Source organism: Streptomyces sp. NBC_00016 (genome assembly GCF_045040885.1).
GTDB lineage: Bacteria > Actinomycetota > Actinomycetes > Streptomycetales > Streptomycetaceae > Streptomyces > Streptomyces coriariae.
The window spans coordinates 4,339,533-4,364,096 of the sequence record NZ_CP108304.1; the positions used below are offsets into that span (position 1 = coordinate 4,339,533).

A 24,564-nucleotide genomic window follows, 5' to 3' on the forward strand; every position below is an offset into this window, starting at 1 on the left:
CATTTGGGAAACGCGCTTTGTTTCCATGCTGAGACAGAAATCACGAGAGCGGGTGCATACGCAATGAGGAGTTTCCTGATGCCGATGGCCGGGGTCACCTGCCTGTTTGCCCTGGCCGTTACAGGATGCTCCGCGGGGTCCGACACCACGTCGGACGCGGCACCACCCGCGGAGAGCGAACAGGCGAACAGTCCCTCACCATCGCCCAGCGCCACATCATCGAGTACCGGCACCTCCTACGCGCCCTATGTGAGCGCGGTGGAGGCCAATGACAACGACTCGGCCGGCTCGCCGACGTCGTACAACCTGGCGTTCGTCATCTCGAGCGGCAGCGGCTGTACACCGAAATGGAACGGTACGAACGCCATCGACGACTCCGCCGTGAAGTCCCGTATCTCGGCGCTGACCGAGTCGGGCGCCACGGCACGCGTGTCCTTCGGCGGGGCCTCCGGCAAGGAGTTGGCGGCCACCTGTGACAGCGTGTCCGAACTCGTGGAGGCGTACGGCGAGGCGCTCGACGCGGCCGGCTCCACCCAGGCCGACTTCGACATCGAGGGCGACGAACTGACCGACTCCGACTCGGTCGCCCTGCGCTCCCAGGCGATCGCCGCCCTTCAGGAGGAGCGCCCGGACCTCGAAGTGTCCTTCACCCTCCCGGTGATGCCCTCCGGGCTGGACGCCGACAGCCTGGCGCTGCTGGCGTCCGCGAACAAGTACGACGTCCAGGTCTCCACCGTCAACCTCATGACGATGAACTACGGCGAGTCGTACGCCGGCGACATGGGCGGGTACGCGGTCACCTCGGCGACGGCCGCGCAGGCGCAGCTCAAGAAGGTGTTCGGGACGACGGACGCCGCCGCGTGGAAGGGGATGGCGCTCACCTCGATGATCGGCACCAACGACGTCGACAACGAGACGTTCTCGCTCTCGGACGCGGCACAGGTGCGGACGTTCGCCGTGGAGAAGGGCATCTCCTGGGTGTCCATGTGGTCGACGTTCCGCGACCAGCAGTGCGAGGACGGCTCCGCCACGGATGACGCGTTGACCAATTGCAGTGGCGTCGAACAGAGTTCGGGGGCGTTCGCCGAGGCGTTCTCGAAGTAGGACGCGGCAGTTCGGTCGTCTGTCGGCTGCCGGTCCGTCGTGGCCGGTCGCGCTCACGCGGCGGAGCCGCACGATGTCACAGCCCCGCGCCCCTGGGGGGCGACTCACCGCTCCGTCCCGGGGGGGGGGCGGTTCACCGCCTCCGGTACACCAGGCGGCCCTCGATCACCGTGGCCACGCAGGTTCCCGCGCCCCGGGTCGACAGGGCCGCCTCGTCGGGCACGTCGAAGACGGCGAAACGGGCGGCGGAGCCGCGTTCCCGGGGCGGGGCGAACTCCACCGGCAGGCCGCAGGCGTACGGATCCAGCGAGGGCACCCCGCCGGGGCGCGGCGCCGGCCGGTCCACGACCGCCAGGCCGGAGCGGGCCACGGCGTCCCGCACCGTGCGCCGGCGCAGTTCCTCGCAGGCCACCGCGACCGTGCCGTGGGCCAGCATGCGCTGCACCCCGCGCCGGGCGCTCGCGCCCCAGCGGGCGTCGTCCGGCGCCAGTGCCGTGAGCGCGTCCCCGGTGAGCGGCTCGGTGCCCAGCTCGTCGGCCTCGCGCGGGTCGGGGTGGTAGGCCCCCTCCAGCAACTCCGTGCCGTGCGGGTTGACGAGACCGGGCGTCAGGATGCCGGGCCACCGGCGCACCCGCGCCGACGGATACGCGGCGACGAGCTGCTCCAGCGGACCGGCCCCGGCGATCCCGGCTCCCTCGACGGCCAGGGCGCGGCCCCGGGAGTCGGCGTGAATCGTCAGCAAGAGGGCCCTAGTTGGAAGCGAGAAGCTTCAGTTCGGGGTGCGCGGTGCCGCCGGCGATCGCGGTCGACGAGATGTGGGACATGACCCGCTCGTCCACCGGGTCGTTCGCCGGGTCGTCGTGCACCAGGAGGTGCTCGTAGGTCGTCGCGCGCTGGGCCGGGACGCGGCCCGCCTTCCGGATCAGGTCGATGATCTCGAGGCGGTTGGAGCGGTGCTTGGCGCCGGCCGAGGAGACGACGTTCTCCTCCAGCATGATCGAGCCGAGGTCGTCCGCGCCGTAGTGCAGGGAGAGTTGGCCGACCTCCTTGCCCGTCGTCAGCCACGAGCCCTGGATGTGCCGGACGTTGTCGAAGAACAGCCGGGCGATCGCGATCATCCGAAGGTACTCAAAGAGGGTCGTCTGGGTGCGGCCCTTCAGGTGGTTGTTCTCGGGCTGGTACGTGTACGGGATGAAGGCCCGGAAGCCGCCCGTGCGGTCCTGCACGTCACGGATCATCCGCAGGTGCTCGATGCGCTCGGTGTTGGTCTCGCCGGTGCCCATCAGCATGGTGGACGTCGACTCGACGCCCAGCCCGTGCGCGGTCTCCATGATCTCCAGCCAGCGCTCCCCGGACTCCTTGAGCGGGGCGATGGCCTTGCGGGGACGGGCGGGGAGCAGCTCGGCGCCGGCGCCGGCGAAGGAGTCGAGGCCGGCGGCGTGGATCCGGGTGATGGCCTCCTCGACGGACACCTTCGAGATCCGCGCCATGTGCTCGACCTCGGACGCTCCCAGCGAGTGGATCACCAGCTGCGGGAACGCCTCCTTGATGGCGGCGAAGTGCTTCTCGTAGTACTCCACCCCGAAGTCCGGGTGGTGCCCGCCCTGGAACATGATCTGCGTGCCGCCGAGCTCGACGGTCTCGGCGCACCGCCGCAGGATGTCGTCGAGGTCGCGCGTCCAGCCCTTGGCGGTGTCCTTGGGGGCCGCGTAGAAGGCGCAGAACTTGCACGCCGTGACGCAGACGTTCGTGTAGTTGATGTTCCGCTCGATGATGTACGTGGCGATGTGCTCGGTACCCGCGTACATCCGGCGGCGTACGGCGTCGGCGGCGGCGCCGAGCGCGTGCAGGGGGGCGTCGCGGTAGAGGTCGAGGGCCTCTTCCGGGGTGATCCGCCCGCCGTCCGCGGCACGGTCGAGCACAGACTGGAGGTCGGCCTTCTCGGGCACCGGATGGTCCCTTTCGTCAAGGGTTGTGGGCGGACCGAACCAGCCTACGCCAGCGGTCCCGGCACCCGGACGTCAGGCCGCGTACGCACCGATCAGCAGCCCGGCGAAGGTCCCGGCGAGCATGAAAGGCCCGAAGGCGATCATCGTCTTGCGCCCGGCCCGTCCCACGACGGCCAGGGCACCGCCGTACAACGCCCCGAGCAGGAACGCGGCGAACGTGCCCAGCATGACCGTCGCCCAGCCGTACCAGCCGAGCACGGCGCCCATCGACAGCGCCAGCTTGACGTCTCCGTAGGCCATGCCGCCCGGGTTGACGAGATGCAGCGCGAGATATCCGGCGCCGAGGGCGAGCGCGCCCAGCAGGGCCGTCGTCCAGTCGCCGGCGTGCTCGGGCAGCAGGGCGGCCGGGCCCAGCAGGACGAGGGCGGCGGCCGCGAGCGGAAGAGTGAGCGGATCGGGCAGCCGGCGCACCCGCAGGTCGACGGCGGCCAGCAGCACCCCGACGGGCGCGAGCAGCAGCCAGACGACGAGTTCGGGCCGCAGGCCGGTCGCGGCGGCGAGCGCGGCACAGACGAAAGCGGTGAGCAGGGGAAGACCGACGGCACCGGGCGCGTAGGCAGCGGCGCACTGTTCGCACCTGGCCCGTCCGAGCCACCCCCGGATCGGGTGTCCGCCCGGGCAGGTCGCCCGCCAGCCGCCGTCCCGCTCCTCCCACGGTACGGAGAACCGGTGGACGGCCCGTGGCAGCAGCGCACCCGCGACGGCGCCCCAGAGGGCGGCGACGGTGATCAGCGCCAGGTCGCCGGGCGGTGTGGTCATCGGCAGAGATCCCATGGATTCCGAGGCGGCCTCATGACGAACGCGCCGCCCTGCTCCTGCCCTTGCCCTTCTTGCGCAGTCTCCTCATCCGGGCCCGCTCCTCCGCGCGGCGCGCCCCGGTCACCGTGCCGCGCCAGCGGTACCAGAGCCCGCCGAGCAGGGCGGCCGTGGCCGCGTAGGAGAGGAACGCGCCGCCCGTGCCCGGGATGTACGCGCACATCGCGCTGCCCGAGCGGCAGTTGCGGCCGGGCAGGGCGCCGAGGACGTACATCGGCGCGCCGAAGGCCACCGTCCAGCAGACCGCTCCCCCGATCGCCAGCCCGGCCCGCGCCGGGCGCGTACGGTCGCGGTCCCGGTTACGTTCCGGGGAGGAGAACCACGTGCCACCGGCCCAGCCGGCCACCGACAGCAGCCCGAGCACCGCGCCGGCCGTCCAGCCGCCGCCGGGCAGGTCCACCAGCGCCGGTGCCGTGAGGCGCACGAACCATTTCCACAGGCCCATGGCGAACAGCAGGACGGCGAGGAGGGCCGCGAGAAAGAGGACACCGCCGGCGATGCCCCAGCCGGCCCGGGATCGGAACACGCCCCGGACCCGGTCCGCTGTGCGACCGAACCGGTTCACTGTGCGACCTTCGACATGCGGGCCACCGGATTGCCCTCCGCCGCGCTGTCCGAGGCGTACGTCAGGTCGTCGCCGGTCGGGGTGAGCCGGATCGTGTGGGCCTCGGGATTGCAGCCGCTGTGGTTGCTCTTGGACCCGACCGAGGTGGCGACGACCTCCTTCGCCGTCACCTGCTTCAGCGTCAGGACGTCGAGACAGATGCCGCCGAGCACATCGGTCTGCCGCAGCTCCCCCAACTTGTCGCCCACGTCGGCCTGTTGGACCGTCACCCGGAAGGTGCCCATCGGGAGCGTGCCGCCGAGGCCGCTGCCCTCGCCCTCCCAGGTGCCGACATAGCGGGCCGGGAGCGCGGTGGGCGCCTGCGAGGCGGCCGGGCCGGAACTCGTGCCGTCCGGCGGTGTCGAGGAACCGAGCGTGGGTGCCGAGGAACCGGCCGGCGGGGCCGAGGAGTAGGCGTCGCTGCCGGAGGCGTCGTTGTGTTCGTCGTCGCCCGGGAGCACGCGGAACAGGAACACCGAGCCGACCGTGACCGCCGCCATCGCCCCCGCGACCGCCAGCGCGACGGTGCAGCTCAGCCGCCGTCCGCGCCCGCCCTCTCCCGGAGTCGCGGTGGCGGCGACGGTGACGGAGACCTTGCCCGGCCGGTCCGCGCCGGTGGCCGCCGGGGCGGCGTCCCTCGGCTCGGGAACGAGACGCGGCCGGTCGGCCGGGGTGACGGCACCCCCGCCCATCACCGGCGGCGGCCCGAACTCGCCCAACGACACCGCCGGTTTCCCCGAGGTCACCGCCGGACTGCTGAACCCCACCGGCCCGGACAGGGCCGGTTCCACCCCGGCCCCCGTCCCCTCCAGGTTCAGCAGCTGTACGGCGCTGCGCCCCAGTTGCTCCACGAGCGCACCCGGCAGCCATCCGCCCGCCACCAGCCGGGCCGCGCCCTCGGGGGCGAGCCGCCGGGCCACCTCGGCGGGGGCCGGCCGGGCGGTCGGGTCCTTGGACAGACAGGCCTCGACCACGGCCCGGAGTTCGCCCCGCAGCCCGCTGTCCGGCTCGCCCAGCTCGGGCTGTTCGTGGACGACCTTGTAGAGGAGGGCGGCCGACGAGTCCCCGGGGAACGGGGGCTGCCCGGTCGCCGCGTACGCCAGCACCGCGCCGAGGGAGAAGACGTCGGCCGCGCCGGAGGCGACCTTGCCGAGGATCTGCTCGGGGGCCATGTAGCCGGGCGAGCCGACCGAGACGCCGGTCGAGGTGAGTGACGCCGTGCCGTCGGTGGCCCGGGCGATACCGAAGTCGATGAGCAGCGGGCCGTCCACCGTCAGCAGGACGTTGGACGGCTTCACGTCCCGGTGCACCAGGCCCAGTTCGTGCACGGCTCCCAGCGCCTCCGCCAGGCCCGCGCCCAGCACCCGCACGGAGTGCTCGGGCAGCGGTCCGCCGCCGGAGGTGACCGCCGCGGCCAGGGACGGGCCCGCCGCGTAGCCCGTGGCGACCCACGGCACCGTCGCCTCCGGGTCGGCGTCCAGGACCGGTGCGGTCCACGCGCCGCCGACCCGCCGCGCGGAATCGACCTCGCGCCGGAAGCGGGCGCGGAACTCCTCGTCGAGCGCGAGATGCGGGTGCACGATCTTCACGGCGACCGTGCGGCCGCCGGCGCTGCGGCCCAGATAGACGCGGCCCATCCCGCCGGCGCCGAGGCGGCCGAGCAGCCGGTAGGGGCCCACGGTCGTGGGTTCGTCTGCTCCGAGCGGCTGCATGGGATGTCCACCTCTCCCCCGAAAGGCGCCCCCCCGCGGGGCCCCGTAGGACTCGGCAGCAGCGTAGTGCCGTGGCTAGGGCCGGAGCAGCTCGACCTTCACGTCCGCCGGGAAGCCCGTCGTCGGGCCGACCCGGCGGGCGAACTCGGTCACGGCCTCCAGCTGGGGCGCGCCGAAGCGGAAGTCGAGGGTGGTGAAGTACTGCTCGAGCACCCGCTCGTCGAACTCCTCCCAGCGGGCCGCCTGCTCGGCGACCTTGCCGACCTCGTCGAGGGAGAGGTTGCGGGACTCGATGAAGGCCTCGTGGACCTGACGGGTGATGACCGGCTCGCGCTCCAGGTACTCCCGGCGGGCCGCCCACACCGCGAAGACGAACGGCAGGCCGGTCCACTCCTTCCAGAGTGCCCCGAGGTCGTGCACCTCCAGGCCGAACTTCGGTCCGTCCAGCAGGTTGGCCCGCAGCGCCGCGTCTCCGATGAGTACGGCCGCCTCGGCGTCCTGCATCATCAGGCTGAGGTCGGGCGGGCAGGTGTAGTAGTCCGGCCGGACGCCGAAACGGTCCGCCAGCAGCAGCTGGGCGAGACGCACGGAGGTGCGGGAGGTCGAGCCGAGGGCGACCCTGGCGCCGTCCAGCTCCTCCAGCGGGACCTGGGAGACGATCACGCAGGACATCACCGGCCCGTCGCAGCCGACGGCGATGTCGGGGAAGGCGACCAGGTCGTCGGCGTTCTTGAGGAACTCGACGAGGGTGATGGGCCCGATGTCGAGGTCGCCCGACACCAGTCGCTCGCTGAGCTTCTCCGGGGTGTCCTTCGTCAGCTCGAAGTCGAGGAGGGTGCCGGTTCTCGCGAGCCCCCAGTAGAGGGGCAGGCAGTTGAGGAACTGGATGTGGCCGACGCGCGGCCGGGTGCGAGAATTGTCCACATCGCGAGGCTAGACCCCACCGGATACCGTGGGCACTCCACCCCCTCGGTCAAGCCCTTCCCGGCATGTTCAAACATCCGGGTGACGTGATCTTGACCTCTATTGCTTTCGGCTGCCTGCATGCTAGGCTCGCCGCAAGTTGCAGTTTGGTTTCCCTTGCAGTACAGAGCCTGCGGAGCATGTAACCGCGGGCTCTCGTCGTTTTCAGACGTATGCAGTTGTGCGGCACTTGCTTTCACGCTTGCAGGGTTCTGGAGCAGGGCAACCCTTTGGGCCCAAGGAGGGCTTATGGCTACCGGAACCGTGAAGTGGTTCAACGCCGAAAAGGGCTTTGGCTTCATCGCCCAAGAAGGCGGCGGCCCCGACGTCTTCGTCCACTACTCCGCGATCAACGCGCAGGGTTTCCGCTCGCTCGAGGAGAACCAGCAGGTCTCCTTCGACGTGACGCAGGGCCCGAAGGGTCCCCAGGCGGAGAACGTCACCCCCGTCTGATCTTCAGAACCCTGAGATCGCAAGTCTGAGAGCAGTACCCAAGGAGCCCTGTGCCGATCGGCACGGGGCTCCTGCCTTTGCCCTGCGGCCGCCACCCGCCGGCCTCCCGCTGCCGCCCCTTGCCCTCGGGCCGGCTCACACGTGCTGCATCACCAGGACGAACGTCGTGCCCGGCGCCAGCGCCTCGTACGAGTGCGGCACATCCCCGCGGTAGGTCATGTAGTCCCCCGGTTCCAGTTCCACCGTCTCCCCGGCCGGCCCCGCCTTCACCCGCCCCGTGCTCACCACCAGATGCTCGACCGTGCCCGGAATGTGCGGCTCCGAGGTCCGCGCCGCACCGGGCTCGGCCCGCAGGTGATAGATGTCCCGCCGCGCGCCCGGCGGGCTGGCCGACAGCAGAGTGGCCACGTAGGGCGCCTGCTCCGAGGCGACCGTGGGCCCCTCCCCGGCCCGGATCACCCGGACCGCCGACACCGGCGGCTCGACGAGCGCGGCGAACGGCACGCCCAGCGCCACACCCAGCGCCCAGATCGTCTCCATGCTCGGATTGCCGCTCGCCGCCTCCAGCTGGGACAGCGTGGACTTCGCGATACCGGCCCGCTTGGCCAGCTCCGAGAGGGAGAGCCCGGCCCGGGTGCGTTCGCGGCGCAGGGCGGCGGCGATCCAGTCGAGCGGCAGGCGGGACGGGGGCCGGGGCGGGGGCGGGGGCGGGGCTTCGGGCATGTCGTTCGCTCCATCGGTACGGGCGTTCGCCTTGACGAACAGTGGCCGGTCTGTTCATTGTAGAAAACATGCGTTCGCCACAACGAACATCCCCTCCTCCGAACCCGAACCCGACCCCGGCTCCGGCTCCGATTCCGGCTCCGGCCCCGGCTCCGGCTCCGGCCCCGGCTCGAACGACGCGATCCCTGGTCCGCGACAGTTCGCTCGTCTGGCTGGCCGGTGGCGTGGTGGGGGTCTCCTTCGGCGCGATCGCCGTGGCGGGCGGGCTGCCGGTCTGGGTGCCGGTGGTGATGTCCGTGGTGGTCTACGCGGGCTCCGCCCAGTTCAGCGCGGTCGGTGTGCTGCTCGCCGGGGGCGGTCCGCTCGCCGCCGCCGCGACCGGGCTCCTGCTCAACACCCGCAACGCCGCCTTCAGCCTCGCGGTCGCCGACCTCCTCGGCCCCGGCCGCGTGACCCGGCTCCTCGGCGCGCACCTGGTGACCGACGAAACGGTCGCCTTCGCGCTCGCCCAGCCGGATCCCGCCCGCCGCCGCGCCGCGTTCTGGATCTCCGGGATCGGCCTGTTCGCCGCGTGGAACACGGGCGTGCTGGCCGGCGCCTTCGCCGGAAGCGCCCTGGGGGACACGGCGGACTACGGCCTGGACGCGGCGTTTCCCGCCGTCCTCGTCGCCCTGGTCCTGCCCGCCCTCCGTGAGAACGCCCGCCTGCGAGGGCCGGCGGCACTCGGCGTCGTCCTGGCTCTGGCGGCCACACCCTTCGTACCGGCCGGGGTGCCCGTGCTGCTCGCCCTGGCCGGGCTGGGGCTGTACGGGTACGGCCGTAAGGGGGCCGCCGGATGAACGCGACGGTCGCCCTGATCCTGATGCTGGCGGTGGGCACGTACGCCCTCCGGCTGGTGGGCCCCGCGCTGCACGGACGGGTGGAGCTCCCCGCCCGGGTCCAGGAGCTGCTGTCGGCCGGGGCGGTGGTCCTGCTGGTCGCGCTGCTGGCGACGGGCGCGCTGACCGAGGGCGGCGGCTTCGCCGGGTGGGCGCGGCCGGCCGGGGTGCTGGCCGGTGGGGTCCTGGCGATGGGGGTTCCCCCACTCGGGCGCGGCCGGAAGTGGGGGAAGGGGGCGCCCTTCCCGGTGGTGGTGCTGGGGGCGGCGACGGTGACGGCGGTGCTGCGTGCGATGGGTGTGGCGTAGAACCGCCCCCGCTGTCGGTGCCTGCTCCTAGGCTCCTCGCCCATGACCACAACCCCGGACCCCGTCTCCGCCACCCGTGCCTTCTACGACGCCATCGCCGAGGACTACGCCGAGCGCTACCGTGACGAGCTGGCGGCGAAGCCGCTGGAGCGGGCCGTGCTCGGCGCGTATGCCGAGCTGGTCGGCGCCGGTGGCCGGGTGGCGGACCTGGGGTGTGGTCCCGGCCGGGTGACGGGGTTCCTCGATGCGCGTGGGCTCGACATCTGCGGGCTCGACCTGTCGGAGTCGATGCTGGCGGTCGCGCGGCGCGAGAACCCGACGATCCGGTTCGAGCGGGGCTCGATGCTGGAGCTGGACTTCGCCGACGGGAGTCTCGCGGGGGTCGTCTCCTTCTACTCCTCCATCCACACCCCTGTGGAGAACCTCCCGGCCCTCTTCACCGAGTTCCACCGCGTGCTCGCCCCCGGTGGCCATCTCCTCCTCGCTTTCCAGGTAGGCGACGAACCGCGTCACTTCGACCGCCCGTGGGGCCACCCGGTCACGCTCGACTTCGAACGGCGCCGCCCTGAGCGGATGGCCGAACTGCTGACGGCGGCCGGTTTCGCGGTGCTGTGGCGCACGGTGCGGGAGCCGGTCCTCGAGGAGTCGACCCCGCATGCCTTTCTGATCGCGCGCAGGCCGGCCGCGCCGGACTCCTGAGCTTTGGGCATGGGGTGACAGAAGCCGGGTACGGGAGGGGTCAGTGAGGTTTGGGAAACTGGTGGGTATGGACATCGCTCGCAGGAACAACGTCACGGTCACCGGCAACCCGCAGGGGCCGACGGTGGTGCTGGCGCATGGATTCGGCTGCGACCAGAACATGTGGCGGCTCACCGTGCCCGCCCTGGCCGAGCAGTACCGGGTGGTGATGTTCGACTACGTGGGGTCGGGCCGCTCGGATCTGTCCGCGTTCTCGGAGGCCCGCTACTCCTCCCTCGACGGTTACGCGCGAGACGTGGTGGAGGTCTGCGAGGCGCTCGACCTGCGCGACGCGGTGTTCGTCGGGCACTCGGTCAGCGCGATGATCGGCGTGCTGGCCGCCGACATGGCTCCGGAGCGCATCGGGGCGCTGGTGATGGTCGCGCCGTCGCCGCGCTACATCGACGACGCGGACTACCGGGGCGGGTTCAGCGCGCCGGACATCGACGAGCTGCTGACGTCACTGGAGTCGAACTATCTGGGCTGGTCGGCGGCGATGGCCCCGGTGATCATGGGGAACCCGGAGCGGCCCGAGCTCGGTGACGAGCTGAAGAACAGCTTCTGCGCCACCGATCCGGACATGGCGCGCGTCTTCGCCCGGACCACGTTCCTGTCGGACTCGCGGGACGACCTGAAGAGCGTGCGGGTGCCGACGCTGGTGCTGGAGTGCACCCAGGACGCCATCGCGCCCCGGGAGGTCGGCGCCTTCGTCCACCGGTCGATCCCCGGCTCGACGCTGATCACCCTCGACGCCATCGGGCACTGCCCGCACCTGTCCGCGCCCGAGGCCACCAACGAGGCGATCACCGGCTTCCTGGCCGGGCTGCGGTGATGTGCCGGACCGGCCGGCAGACCGACCCGGCCGATCCACATCCCGATACCCGTACCGACCCCGATACCCGTACCGACCCCGCTACCGATACCGACCCCTGCCTCGATAGCGACCCCGACCCCGGCCTCGATGTCGAGGCCGACAACGGGAAGGCCTCCAACGCGGCGTTCGCCGCACTGCTGGAGGACAGCGCCGAGGATCTGTACGAGAGCGCGCCGTGCGGGTACCTGTCCATGCTGATGGACGGCACCATCGCGAAGATCAACACCACGCTGCTGGACTGGCTCGGCCTCGACCGGGAGGCGGTGGTGGGCCGGATGCGCTTCACCGACCTGCTGGCCGTCGGCGGCAAGCTGTACCACGAGACCCATTTCGCGCCGCTGCTGCGCATGCAGGGCCGGATCGGCGGTATCGCGCTCGAGATGAAGCAGGCCGACGGCGCCCGGAGGCCGGTGCTGGTCTCCTCCGTGGTCAAGTACGGCGGTGGCGGCGAGCCGCTGCTGATCCGCACCACCGTCTTCGACGCCCGGGACCGACGTGCCTACGAGGAGGAACTCCTGCGCGGCCGGAAGGCGGCCGAGGAGGCGCGCCGGCAGGCGGAGGCCGACCGCGCCCGGCTGCAGGAGGCCCTCGCGGTGCTCCAGCAGTCGCTGCTGCCCGCCACCCTGCCGCCGGTGCCCGGGATGGAGACGGCCGCCCACTACTGCACGGCCTCCCCCGACCGGCTCGGCGGCGACTTCTACGACGTCTTCCCGATCGACGGCAAACGCTTCGCGTTCTTCCTCGGCGACGTGTGCGGCAAGGGCCCCCAGGCCGCCGCCGTCACCTCGCTGACCCGCTACACCCTGCGGGCCGCCGCGCTGCACGACTCCGACCCGGTCGCGGCCCTGTCGACCCTCAACAAGGTGCTGCACGAGCGGTACTCCGCCGGCGGTGATCCGCGCTACTGCACCGCCGTCTTCGGGGTTCTCGAACCCGACCCCGCGACCGGGCAGGTCACCGTCCGCATCGCCTCGGGCGGCCATCCGCCGGCCCTCGTCCTGCGGGCCGACGGCACGGCCGACTTCCTGCCCACGCCGGGCGGTCTCCTCGTCGGCGTCCTGCCCGACGCGCGCTTCGTCGCCGCCACCACGGTCCTCGCTCCCGGCGACACCCTCCTGCTCTACACCGACGGACTCACCGAGGCGCGTACCGGTGAGGACCGCGACACCCTGTACGGGGACGAGGCCCTGCGCGACTTCGCCGCCGAGCACGCCGGCCGGCGCCCGCAGGCCGTCGTCCAGGCCCTGACCGGCCTGCTGGACGAGTTCGGCGACGGCCTCGACGACGACACCGCCCTGCTCGCGCTCGGCGTCCCGGCCCTCGACCCCGCCCCCGACCCCGACCCGGCGACGAAGAGCACCCGATGAGCCCGCTGAAGATCACCACCCGCGACACGGCGACCGGTCCCGTCCTGGCGATCCTCGGCGACCTCGACTACGCCCACGCCGGTGAGCTGCGTGACCTGCTCGGCACGCTGACCCTCCGGCCGGGCCAGTGCCTCGTCCTGGACCTGGCCGGCATGGACTTCTGCGACTCCAGCGGCATCACCGCGCTGATCGCGGCCCACCACCACGCCCAGGCCGCCCACGCGGACATCGCGCTGGCCGCCGTTCCGGCCAACACCCTGCGCATCCTGCGCATCGTCGGTCTCGACCAGATCTTCCCCCTCCACCCCGACACCGAGAGCGCCGCCCGAAGCACCCGCCCGAGCCGCTGATCGAGAGGCGGCGGCCCCGGCACAATGGGGCCATGATCGAGGTACCGCAGGCCTTCGCGAGCACCACCGTCCAGCGGGAGGGGAAGCGCGGGGCGGGCTGGGTCGAGGGACTCCCCGCGCTGGTGGCCGAGTTGCTCGACCGCTGGGACTGCGCGCCCGACGGCGAGATCGTGCACGGCGGCGTCGGGATCGTCGTGCCCGTGCTGCGACGGTCCGACCGGGCCCCCGCCGTCATCAAGGTGTCCTTCCCGCACCCGGGCAACGTCCACGAGCCCGACGCCTTCGCCGCCTGGAGCGGAGCGGGTGCCGTGCGGCTGTACGAGCGGGACGACGCGCGCTTCGCGATGCTGCTGGAGCGGGTGGGGACGTCGTCCCTCGCCGAGGTCGAGGACGCCGAGGAGGTCGCCGTCGTCGCCGGGCGGATCAGCCGCCGCCTCGCCGTTCCCGCGCCGGACCGCCTGCCCCGGCTGAGCGACATGGCCGATGGCTGGAAGCGGCAACTGCTGCTCGACCAGGCGGAGTTCGACCGGGCCCTGCCCGCCCGTACCGTCGACGCGGCCCTGGACACCGTACGAGAACTCGGGCGCAGTCAGCCCGAGCTGCTCGTCCACGGTGACCTGCACGCCCGTAACATCCTGCGCGCCGAACGTGAGCCGTGGCTCGCCGTCGACCCCAAGGGGTGGGCCGGGGATCCCGCGTACGACGGCGGCACCCTGCTCAAGCCGCTGATCTTCGGGCACGTCATGCGGCACGGCCCGGGAAGCGACGCAGACCTGCGCCGGGTCGCCCACCGCATCCTGGACCACTTCGCGGAGGCCGCCGGGCTGGACCGCGAACGCACCCGCCGCTGGGCGCAGTTCCACCTCGTCCAGGCCGCCTTCCACGGGCGACACCACGGGTTCCGGGTCGCCCGTGAGGGGCCGCGTCTCGACCTCGTCACCGAGTTCGTGGACCGGCTGGCACAGACACTCACCCCGTATCGGCACCCTTCACATCCCTAGAGTTCCCCGGCGAGGTCGAGGGCCGCGATGTAGCCGAAGGTCATCGCGGGCCCGATCGTGGAACCCGCGCCGGCGTAGCTGTGCCCCATGACGGCGGCGCTGGCGTTCCCGGCGGCGTACAGGCCGGGGATCGTCGATCCGTCGGCGCGCAGCACGCGGGCCCTGGCGTCCGTGCGCAGGCCGCCCTTGGTGCCGAGGTCGCCGGGGACGATCCGGAAGGCGTAGTACGGCGGCAGCCAGAGGGGCGCGAGGCAGGAGTTGGGGAGGACCGAGGGGTCCGTGTAGTAGTGGTCGTAGGCGCTGTCGCCGCGCTTGAAGTCGGTGTCCTTGCCCTTGAGAGCAAGGGAGTTGAAGCGGTCGACGGTGGAGCGGAGCGCGGCGGCCGGAACACCGATCGAGGCGGCCAGGGCGTCGAGGGTCCAGGCCTTGCGCGCGGCGCCCGAGGTGTACCAGTCGTCGGGGAGCACGAAGGTCGGGGCGATGTCCTTGAAGAGGTACCGGTTGCGGTAGTTCTGGTCGACGACCAGCCACGCCGGGATGTCGGGGGCGGTGGGGTCGAGGTCGTACATCGTGTGCACCACGTCGCTGTAGGGACCGGCCTCGTTGACGAAGCGGGCACCGGCCTGGTTCACCAACAGGCCGCCGGGAAGGGTGCGTTCGGCGAGGCAGAAGTAGGGCTCGCCGGGGAGCGGGACGGCGGGCCCCCACCAGGCGTCGTCCATCAGCGCCAGCGCCCCGCCCGCGCGTTGACCGGCGCGTATCCCGTCTCCCGTGTTCTCCTTCGCGCCGACCGTCCACGCGGTCCCGATCGGCTGCCGCTGGTACTGCGCCCGCATCGCCGCGTTGTGCTCGAACCCGCCCGAGCCGACGACGACACCCCGCCGGGCCCGCAGGAGTCCCGGCACGCCGTCGCGCGTGACGACGGCCCCCGTCACCACTCCCCCCTCGACGTACAGGTCGGTGAGCGGGGTGTTCAGCCACACCGGCACCCCGGCGGCGAGCAGGCCGGCCCGCAGGCCCGCGGCCAGCGACTGCCCCATGGTGAGCGGCTTCTGCCCGAGCAGGGCGGCCCTGGTCCCCCGCGCCAGACACTCGGTGGCGACGGCGGCCCCCTTGACGCTGACGGCGGCCAGCGCCAGCCACTTGTAGTCCGCGCTGAACACGACCATGCCCGTCGGCACGGCCATGTACGGCGGGTTGAGGCGGGCGAGTTCCGCTCCGAGGAGGTTGCCGTCCAGCTGGTCGGGCTCGACGGAGCGGCCGCCGGGCAGCCCGCCCGGCAGCCCCGGGTAGTAGTCGCTGTACCCCTCCATCCAGCGGAAGCGCAGCGGACTGTTGGCCATGACGAAGGAGAGCATGGCGGGCCCGTGCGCGAGGAAGGCGGCCTGACGGTCGGCGGGGACGTCCGCCCCGACGACGGCGGCCAGGTAGGCGGCCGCCTTGGCGGGGGTGTCCGGGACCCCGGCGGACAGGACGACGGAGTTGTTCGGGATCCAGATCCCGGCGCCCGAGCGGGCCGCGGACCCGCCGAACGTCGGCGCCTTCTCGACCACGACACAGCTGAGCCCACGCTTCGCGGCCGTCAGCGCGGCAGTCATCCCGGCGGCGCCGGAGCCGATGACGACGACGTCGTAGGTACCGAGGACGGGAAGGTCGGCGGCGGCCGCCTCCCGCCCGACGGCGGCCAGCGCCAGCCCGGCACCGGCGGATGCGGAGGCGCCGAGCACGGCCCTCCGGGAGGGAAGGCCGACTTGTCTCACAGGGTCCGCGCTCGTGGTCATGGCCACTCCAGCCAGAGGGGAACGAATGGATGGATTCGGGTGCGGAGCCCGGAATGTCGCGCGAGGGTCTTGTGAAGTCAAGGGCTGAGCGGTAGTTCCGCCCAGACCGTCTTGCCGATGTCCCGCTCCGCGACACCCCACGTGCGGGCCAGCACCCAGACGAGGATCAGCCCCCGGCCGCCCTCCTCCTCCGGGTTCGTGACGATCCGCAGTCGCCGGTCCGCGCGGGCGTCGCTCACCTCGACACGCAGCGTGTCCTGCGGGAGCAGCCGGAGCCGCAGCTCGAAGTCCCGGCCCGGGACGCGTCCGTGCGTGACGGCGTTGGCGGCCAGCTCCGCGACCACCTGCTGCGCGGTGTGGTTGGCGTCGCTGCCGTGCGGATGCCCCCAGGCGGTGAGCTGGTGACCCGTGAGGCGACGGGCCAGCCGGGCGCCGCGCGGCGTCGCGCTGAGGCGCAGGGTCAGCTCACCGAGCGAGGCGTCCCGGGTGGATTCCAGGGTCGATTCCCGGGTGGAGATCTGGGTGGAGATTTCGGAGTTCACCTGACTGAGCGTGGCCGGTTGTCCCTACCCTGACCAGGAGCGGCATGGCAACTCTGTGTAGTTGTACGGCTGCGGTGGCGCAGGCGTACGGGTCGTCGGCCGTGACCACGGAGGCGGGAGGGTGGTGGCGTACGTGACGGAGGACCGCAGGCCGGAGACACCGGCGGAGGCCGACGGGACGACAGGGCTGTTCACGGCCCTGGGCAAGATGCTGAAGCTTCTGCGGGAACGCAAGGGGCTCACACAGAAGGAGTTCGGGGAGCTGGTGGGGTACGGGCCGGACGCCATCTCCGCGATGGAGCGGGGCGTGCGGACGATCCGGCCGGAGGTGCTGGAGAAGGCGGACGAACTGCTCGACGCCGGGGGCCTGTTCAAGGAGGCGATTCCCGAGGTCCGGGAGGCGATGAGTCGGGTTCGGACGCGACACCCCGAGTGGTATCGCGGGTACGCGGCGATGGAGGCCGAGGCCGTAGAGCTGCACCAGTACTCCATCAACGCGGTCCACGGGCTGCTCCAGACCAAGGCCCACGCCCGCGCGGTGTTCGCGAACCGGCGTCCCTTCCTGAATGAGGAGACCATCGAGAAACGAGTCGCCGACAGGCTCTCGCGGCAACAGGTCTTCGACCGTTGGCCGGTGCCGATTGTGAGCTACGTGATCGAGGAGACCGTCCTGGACCGGCCGATCGGCGGACGGGATGTCCATGCGGAGCAGTTGCGGCGTTTGCTGACGGTCAGCCGCATGCGGAACGTCGAAATCCAGGTGATGCCGACCAGGGTGGAAGAACACCCCAACCTGGACAGTGCATTCAATCTTCTGACGCCCAAGAAGCATTCACAGGTCGCCTATACAGAGGCGCAGGGCTTTCCCCGACTGATCACCGACCCGGAAGAGGTCCGGAAGATCGCCGACCGCTATGGGAGCATGCGGGCAATGGCTCTCCCGCCCAGGGAAACCCGCACGCTGATCGAGAAAAAGCTGGAGGAGCTGTGAACAGCGAGGACCTCAACTGGTTCAAGTCCAGCTACAGCAGCGGCGAAGGCGGTGATTGCCTCGAAGTCGCCTACACCTGGCGCAAGTCGACGTACAGCGACGGCGAAGGCGGCGATTGCGTGGAAGTAGCCGTCTGCCCCCGGACCATCCACGTCCGTGATTCCAAGAACCCCGACGGCCCCCGCCTCTCCCTCGCGACCGGTGCCTGGGCCGAGTTCCTCGCGCACGCAGTGAAGTAGTCGCCTCAGCGCAGCACGGCCCCCAGCAGGTCGGACCCCAGTGCCGTCAGCGCGGGCAGGTCGAGGGTGTAGCGCACGTAGCGACCGTGCCGCCGGGCCGTGAGCAGGCCCGCGCCGCGCAGGACGGCGAGGTGGCGGGAGACCTCCGGGGGTGTGAGGTCCCATGCGTAGGCCAGCTCACGGTTGGTCTGCGGGCTGCGGGCCAGGGTGCGCAGCAGCCGTAGCCGTACCGGATGGGCGAGGGCCTCCAGTCGCAGGGTGACCGTCTCCAGCGACACCTGCTCCGGCTCCGGCTCCGCCGCACTCGGCTCGGCCACCGGGTACTGCACCACCGGCCGCCAGCCGGGCGCGTGGACCGCCACCAGGTGCGGGCGGCCGAAGACGCTGGGGATGAAGGTGACCCCGGAGCCGTGGGCGGAGGTCGCCTTGTCCTGGAGCTTGTCCACGATGATCCAGTCGCCCTCCGGTGCCAGGGTGACCGCGTCGGAGACCGACGCGATCGCCGCTCCGATGCCCTGGCGCTTGAGCAGGTCGTTCTTCAGGCGCAGGTCGGTGGCGAGGCGCACGGCGGCGCCCGCCCAGGCGGCGTCGAAGAAGGCCTCGCCGCACTGTTCGAGGGTGTCGCGCACCCGCGCCCGTACGGCGGCCGGGTCGGCGAGCAGCCGTTCCGCGAAGGCCTCCTGCAGTGCGCCGCGGGACTGGGCCAGGTCAAGGGCCCGTTCGCGTGCGGTCGCGTCGGTGAGCGGCGACCGGGTGCCGAAGTGGACGCGGTTGCTGCCGCACGTGGTGACGAGCGCGGCCGTCACATACCTCTCGTCGTCGATCCGGTCCACGTCGTCCAGTTCCTCGGCGAGGGTCGGCCGGGGCCGGGCGGGGATCAGGAAGTCGGCCTGTGAGGAACGCCAGAGGAACTCCGCCTCCCGCAGCCGCTCGGCCAGCTCGGGCCGCAGAGCGGTCCAGACGTCCCCGGCCCAGTCGGCGAGCTGCGGATGGTGCCCGGGTTCGGCCAGCACGTGCAGCATCGCGGTCAGCTCGGCCAGCGGGGAGGCGGCGAACCGCAGTCGCTCGGCCGGCAGTCCGCCGATGTCGATCCTCAACGTCATCCCTCATCATCACCGACCGGCCGGCCGCCGACGGCGTCGGTTGACGGTGTCCGTCAACCGACGTGCCCGGCCCGGCGGTCGAACTCACCGTTGCCGCCATGGCAATCACCAGCACCGCGAAGATCCGGCCCCGCGCCCTCGTCCGGGCCTCCGGGGGACCCCGCTATGCCGTCGCCCTGGCCGTGGACGCGCTCGGCACCGGCCTGCTGCGGCCCTTTCTGCTGCTCTACGGGGTGACGGTGCTGAGGCTGTCCGCGCCGGTCACCGGTATCGCGATGACGGCCGGCATCGTCGTGGGCCTGGTGTGCATGCCCGCGGTGGGCCGCTGGCTGGACCGGGGCGCGCGCAGCACGGTCGTGGCGGCGTCGATGCTGGTGCGGGTGCTGGGTGTGGCGCTGCTCCTTGCCACCCCGGCGGGGCACGCCTGGCCGTTCGCGACGGCGGCGCTCTTCCTCGGCATCGGCAACCAGGCCTGGCCGGCCGCCCATGCCGCCCTCGTGGCCACGGTCGCCCACGGCCGGGAACGCGACACCGCTCTCGCGGCGGGCCGCGCCCTGCGCAACGCGGGCCTGGGCACGGGCGCGCTGATCGCCACCGCGTGCCTGGCGGGCGGTACCACGGCTCTGCAGGCGCTGGCAGCCGTCACCGGAGTCGCCTATCTCGCGGCGGCGACCCTGGCGTGGTCGGTCCACCTGCGCGCGGATCCGGCCGCGGCCCCGGCCGAGGCGGGAGCCGCCGGCGCAGCTCCCTCTCCCGCCCCCGCCCCCGCCCCCGCTCCCGCTCCCCGGATGCGCGCGCTGCTGGCCGCCAACGTGGTCTACGTGTTCTGCCTCAACGTGCCGGAGATCGCGCTTCCCCTGGTCCTGGTGACCCAGTTGCACGCGTCCCCGGTGTGGTCGGCGGCCATCTTCGTGGCCAACACGGTGCTGGTGGTCACCTTGCAGGTTCCGGTCACGGTCCTGATGTCCCGCTTCTCGCGGCGGAGCGTGCTGGCTCTCGCCGGTGTGATCCTCACCGTGTCCTACCTGGGCTTCCTCGCGGCCTCCTCACTGGGACACGGGTGGGGTGCCCCGGCCGTCGCCACGGTGTCCGTGGTCTGCACCCTCGGCGAGATCGTCTACGCGGGCAGCGCCACCGCGCTCGTCACCGTCCTGGCCCCGCCCCACGCCCTGGGCCGCACGCTCGCCCGTTTCGAGCTCTCCACGGGCTTCGGCCTCGCCGTCTCCCCGGCGGTCATCACCGCTCTCGCACCCCACGGCCCGGCCGCGCTCTGGGGCGGCCTCGCCGGTGCGACGCTGCTGTCCGCCGCCGCCGTCGCCACCGAGCAGGATCAGGGAACACAGCCCAAGGACACCGGAGCCGGGCCCAGCGGGTCCTCCGCCAGCACCTCCGGCGCGCTCAGCGCCTCCTCGTAGGCCTGCCGCTCGAAGACGAACGGGCCCAGGGGCAGTTCGCCCCACTCCTCGCGCTCCGGGTAGTGAAAGCCGGACCAGGTGACCGTCGTGGGCGTCATGGCGACGCGGGCCATGAGGGGCCAGCACTGCCAGATGCCACAGGGGCAGCCGAGGAGCGGGGTCCGGCCGGCCGTGCGCAGAAACGGGTTCTCGGTGAAGTCGAGAACGCCCAGCCCGCCGTGCTGACGCCAGATCAGCTCGGCCGACTCCCGCTCCTGATCCTCGAACTGCCCCGCCAGCTCCGGCCGCCACAGCTCCCGCGTCGCCCAGGCGGTCAGCGCCCGCAGATCGACACCGTCGACACGGGCACCCCAGACCGGGGCGGCGGGGCGCTCGTCCCAGGGACAGTGGAAGAACTCGATACCGTTCACCATCCGCATACTCCCCGGCCGAGAGGCACCCCGCGAATCCTTTGCCGCTTCACAGCAGGTGACACGGGTATCGAGCGGTTCGGTGGTACGTCCCGCGGGCATGATTGCCGTCTGTTGCGGGGGCAACTGCCAAGAGGGGGGCGTCAGATGGCGTTCGGAAGCAGCATCGTCATGGACCAGCCGAGAACGATGTTCGCCCATGTGCTGAGTGTGCGGGGGGTCGCGGTGGTGGTCACCAATCACCGGGTCCAGCCGCTTCCCATGCGGCCCGAGAAGGGCAGCGGCAAGGGCGTGATCGTCTGCCAGGCATGCGGAGGGCAGTTCCTGGTGACCGTCCAAAGTCGCGACCGCACCACCGCCAGGCGAGTCCGCTACTTCGTTCTCGGCCTCATCGGCCTGGCCCTCGGCGCCTTGCTGCTCTGGCTGTCCTTCGACGTCGCCATACAGCCGGACGGCCCGGACAGCGACCTGGACACGGACGTTGCTTCCTGGCTCGCGTACACCGGCATAGCCGGCGTCCTTCTCCCCATCTTCGGCCTGGGCTACCTCAGCAACGCCCGCAGGTACGACGGCGTCGGCAATCTCCGCCGCATCAGTGAGGACGGCACCAGGTTCATCCGCGCCTCAGGGCACAAGCTGCTGCCGAACAAGTAGGAGCGCGTACCACCTCCCTAGTGCGCGTACAGCCCCTCCACCTGGTCGGCGAAGTCCGCCAGGACCGCCTCGCGGCGGAGTTTCATCGAGGGGGTGAGGTGGCCGGCGTGCTCCGAGAAGTCGGTCGGGAGGATGGCGAAGCGGCGGATCGACTCGGGGCGGGAGACCAGCTTGTTGGCCTCGTCGATCGCTCGCTGGAGTACGGCGTGCAGGTCGGGGTCGTCCATCAGCAGTTCCACCGGGACCGGGTGCTTGCCGTTCATCTGGCGCCAGTGGGTGAGGCCGTCCGGGTCGAGGGTGAGGAGGACGGAGACATAGGGGCGGCCGTCGCCGAGGACCATGGCCTGGGAGACCAGGGGGTGGGAGCGCAGCCAGTTCTCCAGGGGCGCGGGGGCCACGCTCTTGCCGCCCGCCGTGATGATCATTTCCTTCTTGCGGCCGGTGATCGTCAGATAGCCCTCGTCGTCGAGTTCGCCGATGTCGCCGGTGGGCAGCCAGCCGTCGGGCGTGGCGGGGACCACTCCCCCGGCCGCCGGGTCCCAGTAGCCCCGCAGGACGTGTTCGCCGGCGATCAGGATCTCGCCGTCCGCCGCGATGCGGATCTTCGTCCCCGGCAGGGGCCAGCCGACCGTGCCCAGGCGGGGCTTGAGCGGCGGGGTGACCGTGGACGCTCCGGTCGTCTCCGTCAGGCCGTAGCCCTCGTAGATCTCGATGCCCGCGCCGAGGTAGAACGCGGAGAGGCGCTGGCCGAGGGGCGAGCCGCCGCAGATGGCGTGGCGGACGCGGCCGCCCATGGCGTTGCGGATGCGGCGGTAGACGAGCGGGTCGTAGATGGTGCGGGCGGCGCGGAGGGTGGCCGCGGGGCCGGATCCGGTGCCGGTCTTCTGTGCCTCGACCGCCTCGCCGTAGCGGCGGGCCACGCCGGCCGCCCGGTCGAAGGAGGACAGTTTGCCGCCGGCCTCGGCCTTCGCGCGGGCGGTGTTGAAGATCTTCTCCAGCATGTACGGGATGGCGAGCAGGCAGGTGGGTCTGAAGGCCGCCAGGTCCGGGAGGAGCTCGTCGGCCTTCAGGCTAGGAGCGTGCCCGAGGCGGACCCGGGCGCGGACGCAGGCGATGGCGACCATGCGGCCGAAGACGTGGGACATGGGGAGGAAGAGGAGGACGGAGAGGTCCTCGCCGCTCGACTTGAAGACCGGGTAGAGCAGTTCGATCGCGTTGTCGACCTCGGCGAAGAAGTTGCCGTGGGTGAGCGCGCAGCCCTTGGGGCGGCCCGTGGTGCCGGAGGTGTAGATGAGGGTGGCGAGGGTGTCGGGGACCAGCATTCCCCGGCGGATCTCGACCTCGGCGTCCGGTACGTGCTCGCCCGCCTCGATCAGCCGGTCCACATGCCCCTTCTCCATCACCCACAGGTGGTGCAGGTCGGGCAGCCGGTCGAGTTCGGGGCCGAGGGCGGCCGCCTGGGCGGTGCTCTCGGTGACCAGGGCGACCGCGCCGGAGTCGTGGAGGATCCAGCGGGTCTGGAAGACGGAGGAGGTCGGGTAGATCGGGACGGTGACCAGGCCGGCCGCCCAGGCCGCGAAGTCGAGCAGCGTCCACTCGTAGGTGGTGCGGGCCATGATGGCGAGCCGGTCGCCGGGCACGAGGCCCTCGGCGATCAGCCCTTTGGCCACCGCGTGGACCTGGGCGGCGAAGCGTTCGGCCGTGATGTCCGTCCACTCGCCGTCCTGGCCCTTGCGGCTGAGCACCACCGTCTCGGGGACGGCGGCCGCGTTGTCGTAGGGCAGGTCGGCGAGCGACCCGTACGTCACCGGGCGGGCGAGCGCCGGTACGGACGCCTCCCGGACCACGCCGTCCAGTCGTCGTGTCTCGGGTTCCACCAGGGTGGGGGGAGCGTCGGGATCGGCGAAGGCCGAGCCGTCGGCTGGATACGGGGTGGACACGGGCGACTCCCTGGGCGTGCAGCGACGAAACTGCTTGCTGCATGACGTACGTGCCTCACGTGCCGAGGCGTTCAACCGGGATGCCCCCGAAGAAAGGGGTTACCGCCAGTTAGGTAGGGGATCGTACGGCGCTCACGTGTGGGGCTTGTGCGCATTCCGGGATGTTCCGGGGCTGGGGATGTGCAATCTCGGGGGTTATAGGAGGAATCTTCACGTTCGTTCCAGAATCGCGGTGACTCCCTGTCCGCCCGCCGCGCAGATCGAGATCAACCCCCTTGCGGGGCCCTCCCGTTCGGCGAGCAGCTTGGCCAAAGTCGCCACGATGCGGGCGCCGGTCGCCGCGAAGGGGTGACCGGTGGCGAGGGAGGAGCCGGCCACGTTCAAACGGTCGCGGTCCACCGGCGCCAGCCCCTGCTTCTCCCAGGCCGCGAGCGTCGCCAGCACCTGGGAGGCGAAGGCCTCGTGGATCTCGAACAGGTCGAAGTCCTCAATGCCCAGACCGGTCCGCTCCAGCATGCGCGGGACAGCGTACGCGGGCGCCATCAGCAACCCGTCCTCGCCGCCCGCGACATCGCCGCGTACGAAGTCCACGGCCGCCGTCTCGTACGCCGTCAGGTAGGCGAGCGGTTCCAGGCCCCGCGCCTCGGCCCACTCCTCGGAGGCGAGGAGCACGACCGCCGCTCCGTCCGTCAGCGGCGTCGAATTGCCCGCCGTCATGGTCGGGTTCGGCCCGTCGGTGCCGAACACCGGCTTCAGCGTGGCCAGTTTCTCGACCGTGGAGTCCGGGCGCAGGTTCTGGTCGCGGGCCAGGTCGCGGAACGGGACCACCAGGTCGCCGAAGAATCCGCGTTCGTAGGCGGCGGCGAGCCGCTGGTGACTGGTGGCCGCCAGTTCGTCCTGGGCCTCGCGCTCGACGCCCCAGGCACGGGCGGTGACCGCCGCGTGCTCACCCATGGAGAGACCGGTGCGCGGTTCGGCGTTGCGCGGGATGTCGGGGACCAGATGGGAGGGGCGGATCTGCGCGAGGGCCTTGACACGGTCGCCCGTCGACTTCGCCCGGCGGGCCTCGAGGAGGATGCGGCGCAGCCGGTCGTTGACGCCGAGCGGGGCGTCGCTGGCGGTGTCGGCGCCGCCGGCGATCGCGGACTCGGTCTGGCCGAGGGCGATCTTGTTGGCGGCGGCGATCACGGCCTGCAGGCCGGTGCCGCAGGCCTGCTGGATGTCGTAGGCGGGGGTGCGGGCGTCGAGCTTCGAGCCGAGGACGGTTTCGCGGGCGAGGTTGAAGTCGCGGCTGTGCTTGAGCACGGCCCCGGCGACCAACTCGCCCACCACGCCGGGCACATCGAGCGCGTAGCGGTTCGCCAGACCGTTCACGGCCGCCGTCAGCATCTCCTGGTTGGAGGCGGTGGCGTAGGGGCCGTCCGAGCGGGCGAAGGGGATGCGGGTGCCGCCGACGATCGCCACGCGGCGGATCCGCGGCAGTTCCGGCCGGGCCCCCGGCGCGCCGCTCTCCGCGACCTTCAGATGGCTCACTCGCCGGCTCGCCCGTGACGGTTCCGAGGTACTCATCTCGACCTGCTCCTCACCCG

26 protein-coding genes are annotated in these 24,564 nt (G+C 71.9%); 13 read left to right on the top strand and 13 right to left on the bottom strand.

Features of this window, described 5'->3' with window-relative positions; genetic code table 11:
- The first annotated feature begins 63 nt into the window (after positions 1-63).
- Positions 64-1,104: a chitinase gene (locus tag OG933_RS19150; protein ID WP_362518083.1), complete on the top strand. Its 1,041-nt coding sequence runs from the start codon at positions 64-66 to the stop codon at positions 1,102-1,104.
- A 133-nt stretch (positions 1,105-1,237) separates the two neighbouring features.
- Here OG933_RS19150 and OG933_RS19155 read toward each other — a convergent pair whose 3' ends face one another.
- The 6 genes from OG933_RS19155 to OG933_RS19180 form a co-directional block, all read right to left on the bottom strand.
- Positions 1,238-1,846, bottom strand: coding sequence for a hypothetical protein (locus OG933_RS19155; RefSeq protein ID WP_405627961.1), 609 nt, complete (start codon positions 1,844-1,846; stop codon positions 1,238-1,240).
- 7 nt (positions 1,847-1,853) lie between these two features.
- Positions 1,854-3,053 carry a cyclic dehypoxanthinyl futalosine synthase gene (gene mqnC / locus OG933_RS19160; RefSeq protein ID WP_054238691.1) on the bottom strand — a complete coding sequence of 400 codons (1,200 nt, stop codon included), beginning with the start codon at positions 3,051-3,053 and terminating at the stop codon, positions 1,854-1,856.
- Between the two features lie 72 nt (positions 3,054-3,125).
- Complete coding sequence (locus tag OG933_RS19165) at positions 3,126-3,872, bottom strand: A24 family peptidase (RefSeq protein WP_362518090.1); 747 nt, start codon at positions 3,870-3,872, stop codon at positions 3,126-3,128.
- A gap of 31 nt (positions 3,873-3,903) precedes the next feature.
- Positions 3,904-4,455 carry a hypothetical protein gene (locus tag OG933_RS19170; protein ID WP_405627963.1) on the bottom strand — a complete coding sequence of 184 codons (552 nt, stop codon included), beginning with the start codon at positions 4,453-4,455 and terminating at the stop codon, positions 3,904-3,906.
- 35 nt (positions 4,456-4,490) lie between these two features.
- Positions 4,491-6,245 carry a protein kinase domain-containing protein gene (locus tag OG933_RS19175; RefSeq protein WP_362518096.1) on the bottom strand — a complete coding sequence of 585 codons (1,755 nt, stop codon included), beginning with the start codon at positions 6,243-6,245 and terminating at the stop codon, positions 4,491-4,493.
- Between the two features lie 75 nt (positions 6,246-6,320).
- Positions 6,321-7,169, bottom strand: a complete 849-nt coding sequence (locus OG933_RS19180; protein WP_020130123.1) for a menaquinone biosynthetic enzyme MqnA/MqnD family protein — start codon at positions 7,167-7,169, stop codon at positions 6,321-6,323.
- 288 nt (positions 7,170-7,457) lie between these two features.
- Here OG933_RS19180 and OG933_RS19185 point away from each other — a divergent pair, with 288 nt between their 5' ends.
- Positions 7,458-7,661, top strand: a complete 204-nt coding sequence (locus OG933_RS19185; RefSeq protein ID WP_003974443.1) for a cold-shock protein — start codon at positions 7,458-7,460, stop codon at positions 7,659-7,661.
- Between the two features lie 135 nt (positions 7,662-7,796).
- On the opposite strand, the gene OG933_RS19190 is transcribed toward OG933_RS19185, so the two are convergent.
- Positions 7,797-8,384: a helix-turn-helix domain-containing protein gene (locus tag OG933_RS19190; RefSeq protein WP_405627965.1), complete on the bottom strand. Its 588-nt coding sequence runs from the start codon at positions 8,382-8,384 to the stop codon at positions 7,797-7,799.
- Between the two features lie 68 nt (positions 8,385-8,452).
- Between OG933_RS19190 and OG933_RS19195 the strand changes: the two genes are divergently transcribed.
- From OG933_RS19195 to OG933_RS19225, 7 genes are all read left to right on the top strand, one after another.
- Positions 8,453-9,223 (top strand): AzlC family ABC transporter permease, encoded by a 771-nt coding sequence (locus OG933_RS19195; RefSeq protein WP_405627967.1) that lies wholly within the window; start codon positions 8,453-8,455, stop codon positions 9,221-9,223.
- On the top strand, positions 9,220-9,570 hold the full coding sequence (locus OG933_RS19200) for an AzlD domain-containing protein (protein ID WP_405627968.1): 351 nt from the start codon (positions 9,220-9,222) through the stop codon (positions 9,568-9,570). The genes OG933_RS19195 and OG933_RS19200 overlap by 4 nt, the downstream gene beginning before the upstream one ends.
- Before the next feature lie 42 nt (positions 9,571-9,612).
- On the top strand, positions 9,613-10,269 hold the full coding sequence (locus tag OG933_RS19205) for a class I SAM-dependent DNA methyltransferase (RefSeq protein ID WP_405627970.1): 657 nt from the start codon (positions 9,613-9,615) through the stop codon (positions 10,267-10,269).
- A 67-nt stretch (positions 10,270-10,336) separates the two neighbouring features.
- Complete coding sequence (locus OG933_RS19210; protein ID WP_405627971.1) at positions 10,337-11,140, top strand: alpha/beta fold hydrolase; 804 nt, start codon at positions 10,337-10,339, stop codon at positions 11,138-11,140.
- Positions 11,140-12,549: a PP2C family protein-serine/threonine phosphatase gene (locus tag OG933_RS19215; protein ID WP_405627973.1), complete on the top strand. Its 1,410-nt coding sequence runs from the start codon at positions 11,140-11,142 to the stop codon at positions 12,547-12,549. The genes OG933_RS19210 and OG933_RS19215 overlap by 1 nt, the downstream gene beginning before the upstream one ends.
- Entirely contained in the window at positions 12,546-12,899 is a 354-nt protein-coding gene (locus tag OG933_RS19220; RefSeq protein WP_405627975.1) for an STAS domain-containing protein, read from the top strand. The genes OG933_RS19215 and OG933_RS19220 overlap by 4 nt, the downstream gene beginning before the upstream one ends.
- Positions 12,900-12,931: 32 nt before the next feature.
- A complete protein-coding gene (locus OG933_RS19225) occupies positions 12,932-13,900 on the top strand; it encodes an aminoglycoside phosphotransferase family protein (RefSeq protein WP_405627976.1) in 969 nt (322 codons plus the stop codon).
- Here OG933_RS19225 and kstD read toward each other — a convergent pair.
- The gene (kstD, locus tag OG933_RS19230) at positions 13,897-15,681 is read right to left on the bottom strand and encodes a 3-oxosteroid 1-dehydrogenase (protein WP_405627978.1); all 1,785 of its coding nucleotides are present in this window, start codon (positions 15,679-15,681) and stop codon (positions 13,897-13,899) included. The genes OG933_RS19225 and kstD overlap by 4 nt on opposite strands.
- Before the next feature lie 77 nt (positions 15,682-15,758).
- Positions 15,759-16,223: an ATP-binding protein gene (locus OG933_RS19235; protein WP_405627979.1), complete on the bottom strand. Its 465-nt coding sequence runs from the start codon at positions 16,221-16,223 to the stop codon at positions 15,759-15,761.
- A 121-nt stretch (positions 16,224-16,344) separates the two neighbouring features.
- On the opposite strand from OG933_RS19235, the gene OG933_RS19240 reads away from it, so the two are divergent.
- Together OG933_RS19240 and OG933_RS19245 are read left to right on the top strand one after the other, a co-directional pair.
- Positions 16,345-17,214: a helix-turn-helix transcriptional regulator gene (locus OG933_RS19240; protein WP_362518123.1), complete on the top strand. Its 870-nt coding sequence runs from the start codon at positions 16,345-16,347 to the stop codon at positions 17,212-17,214.
- The gene (locus tag OG933_RS19245; protein ID WP_405627981.1) at positions 17,211-17,453 is read left to right on the top strand and encodes a DUF397 domain-containing protein; all 243 of its coding nucleotides are present in this window, start codon (positions 17,211-17,213) and stop codon (positions 17,451-17,453) included. Before OG933_RS19240 ends, OG933_RS19245 begins: the two co-directional genes overlap by 4 nt.
- A 5-nt stretch (positions 17,454-17,458) precedes the next feature.
- Here the strand turns inward: OG933_RS19245 and OG933_RS19250 are convergent, their stop codons facing one another.
- Entirely contained in the window at positions 17,459-18,556 is a 1,098-nt protein-coding gene (locus OG933_RS19250; protein ID WP_405627983.1) for a DUF5937 family protein, read from the bottom strand.
- Between the two features lie 98 nt (positions 18,557-18,654).
- Here OG933_RS19250 and OG933_RS19255 point away from each other — a divergent pair, with 98 nt between their 5' ends.
- Entirely contained in the window at positions 18,655-19,971 is a 1,317-nt protein-coding gene (locus tag OG933_RS19255; RefSeq protein ID WP_405627984.1) for an MFS transporter, read from the top strand.
- On the opposite strand, the gene OG933_RS19260 is transcribed toward OG933_RS19255, so the two are convergent.
- Entirely contained in the window at positions 19,887-20,384 is a 498-nt protein-coding gene (locus tag OG933_RS19260) for a hypothetical protein (protein ID WP_362518135.1), read from the bottom strand. The two genes, OG933_RS19255 and OG933_RS19260, sit on opposite strands and share 85 nt — an antisense overlap.
- Positions 20,385-20,552: 168 nt before the next feature.
- On the opposite strand from OG933_RS19260, the gene OG933_RS19265 reads away from it, so the two are divergent.
- Positions 20,553-21,035: a hypothetical protein gene (locus tag OG933_RS19265; protein WP_362518138.1), complete on the top strand. Its 483-nt coding sequence runs from the start codon at positions 20,553-20,555 to the stop codon at positions 21,033-21,035.
- A gap of 17 nt (positions 21,036-21,052) precedes the next feature.
- Here the strand turns inward: OG933_RS19265 and OG933_RS19270 are convergent, their stop codons facing one another.
- Positions 21,053-22,975: an AMP-binding protein gene (locus tag OG933_RS19270; protein ID WP_362518141.1), complete on the bottom strand. Its 1,923-nt coding sequence runs from the start codon at positions 22,973-22,975 to the stop codon at positions 21,053-21,055.
- Between the two features lie 210 nt (positions 22,976-23,185).
- A complete protein-coding gene (locus OG933_RS19275) occupies positions 23,186-24,544 on the bottom strand; it encodes an acetyl-CoA C-acetyltransferase (RefSeq protein ID WP_362518144.1) in 1,359 nt (452 codons plus the stop codon).
- Positions 24,545-24,564 lie beyond the last annotated feature (20 nt).

Excerpts from the sequence above, each read along its gene's own strand:
- OG933_RS19150 (WP_362518083.1), top strand. The coding sequence starts at position 64 with ATGAGGAGTTTCCTGATGCCGATGGCCGGGGTCACCTGCCTGTTTGCC.
- OG933_RS19165 (WP_362518090.1), bottom strand. The coding sequence starts at position 3,872 with ATGACCACACCGCCCGGCGACCTGGCGCTGATCACCGTCGCCGCCCTC.
- OG933_RS19175 (WP_362518096.1), bottom strand. The coding sequence starts at position 6,245 with ATGCAGCCGCTCGGAGCAGACGAACCCACGACCGTGGGCCCCTACCGG.
- OG933_RS19185 (WP_003974443.1), top strand. The coding sequence starts at position 7,458 with ATGGCTACCGGAACCGTGAAGTGGTTCAACGCCGAAAAGGGCTTTGGC.
- OG933_RS19190 (WP_405627965.1), bottom strand. The coding sequence starts at position 8,384 with ATGCCCGAAGCCCCGCCCCCGCCCCCGCCCCGGCCCCCGTCCCGCCTG.
- OG933_RS19195 (WP_405627967.1), top strand. The coding sequence starts at position 8,453 with ATGCGTTCGCCACAACGAACATCCCCTCCTCCGAACCCGAACCCGACC.
- OG933_RS19200 (WP_405627968.1), top strand. The coding sequence starts at position 9,220 with ATGAACGCGACGGTCGCCCTGATCCTGATGCTGGCGGTGGGCACGTAC.
- OG933_RS19205 (WP_405627970.1), top strand. The coding sequence starts at position 9,613 with ATGACCACAACCCCGGACCCCGTCTCCGCCACCCGTGCCTTCTACGAC.
- OG933_RS19210 (WP_405627971.1), top strand. The coding sequence starts at position 10,337 with ATGGACATCGCTCGCAGGAACAACGTCACGGTCACCGGCAACCCGCAG.
- OG933_RS19215 (WP_405627973.1), top strand. The coding sequence starts at position 11,140 with ATGTGCCGGACCGGCCGGCAGACCGACCCGGCCGATCCACATCCCGAT.
- OG933_RS19220 (WP_405627975.1), top strand. The coding sequence starts at position 12,546 with ATGAGCCCGCTGAAGATCACCACCCGCGACACGGCGACCGGTCCCGTC.
- OG933_RS19225 (WP_405627976.1), top strand. The coding sequence starts at position 12,932 with ATGATCGAGGTACCGCAGGCCTTCGCGAGCACCACCGTCCAGCGGGAG.
- kstD (WP_405627978.1), bottom strand. The coding sequence starts at position 15,681 with ATGACCACGAGCGCGGACCCTGTGAGACAAGTCGGCCTTCCCTCCCGG.
- OG933_RS19250 (WP_405627983.1), bottom strand. The coding sequence starts at position 18,556 with ATGACGTTGAGGATCGACATCGGCGGACTGCCGGCCGAGCGACTGCGG.
- OG933_RS19255 (WP_405627984.1), top strand. The coding sequence starts at position 18,655 with ATGGCAATCACCAGCACCGCGAAGATCCGGCCCCGCGCCCTCGTCCGG.
- OG933_RS19260 (WP_362518135.1), bottom strand. The coding sequence starts at position 20,384 with ATGGTGAACGGTATCGAGTTCTTCCACTGTCCCTGGGACGAGCGCCCC.
- OG933_RS19265 (WP_362518138.1), top strand. The coding sequence starts at position 20,553 with ATGGACCAGCCGAGAACGATGTTCGCCCATGTGCTGAGTGTGCGGGGG.
- OG933_RS19275 (WP_362518144.1), bottom strand. The coding sequence starts at position 24,544 with ATGAGTACCTCGGAACCGTCACGGGCGAGCCGGCGAGTGAGCCATCTG.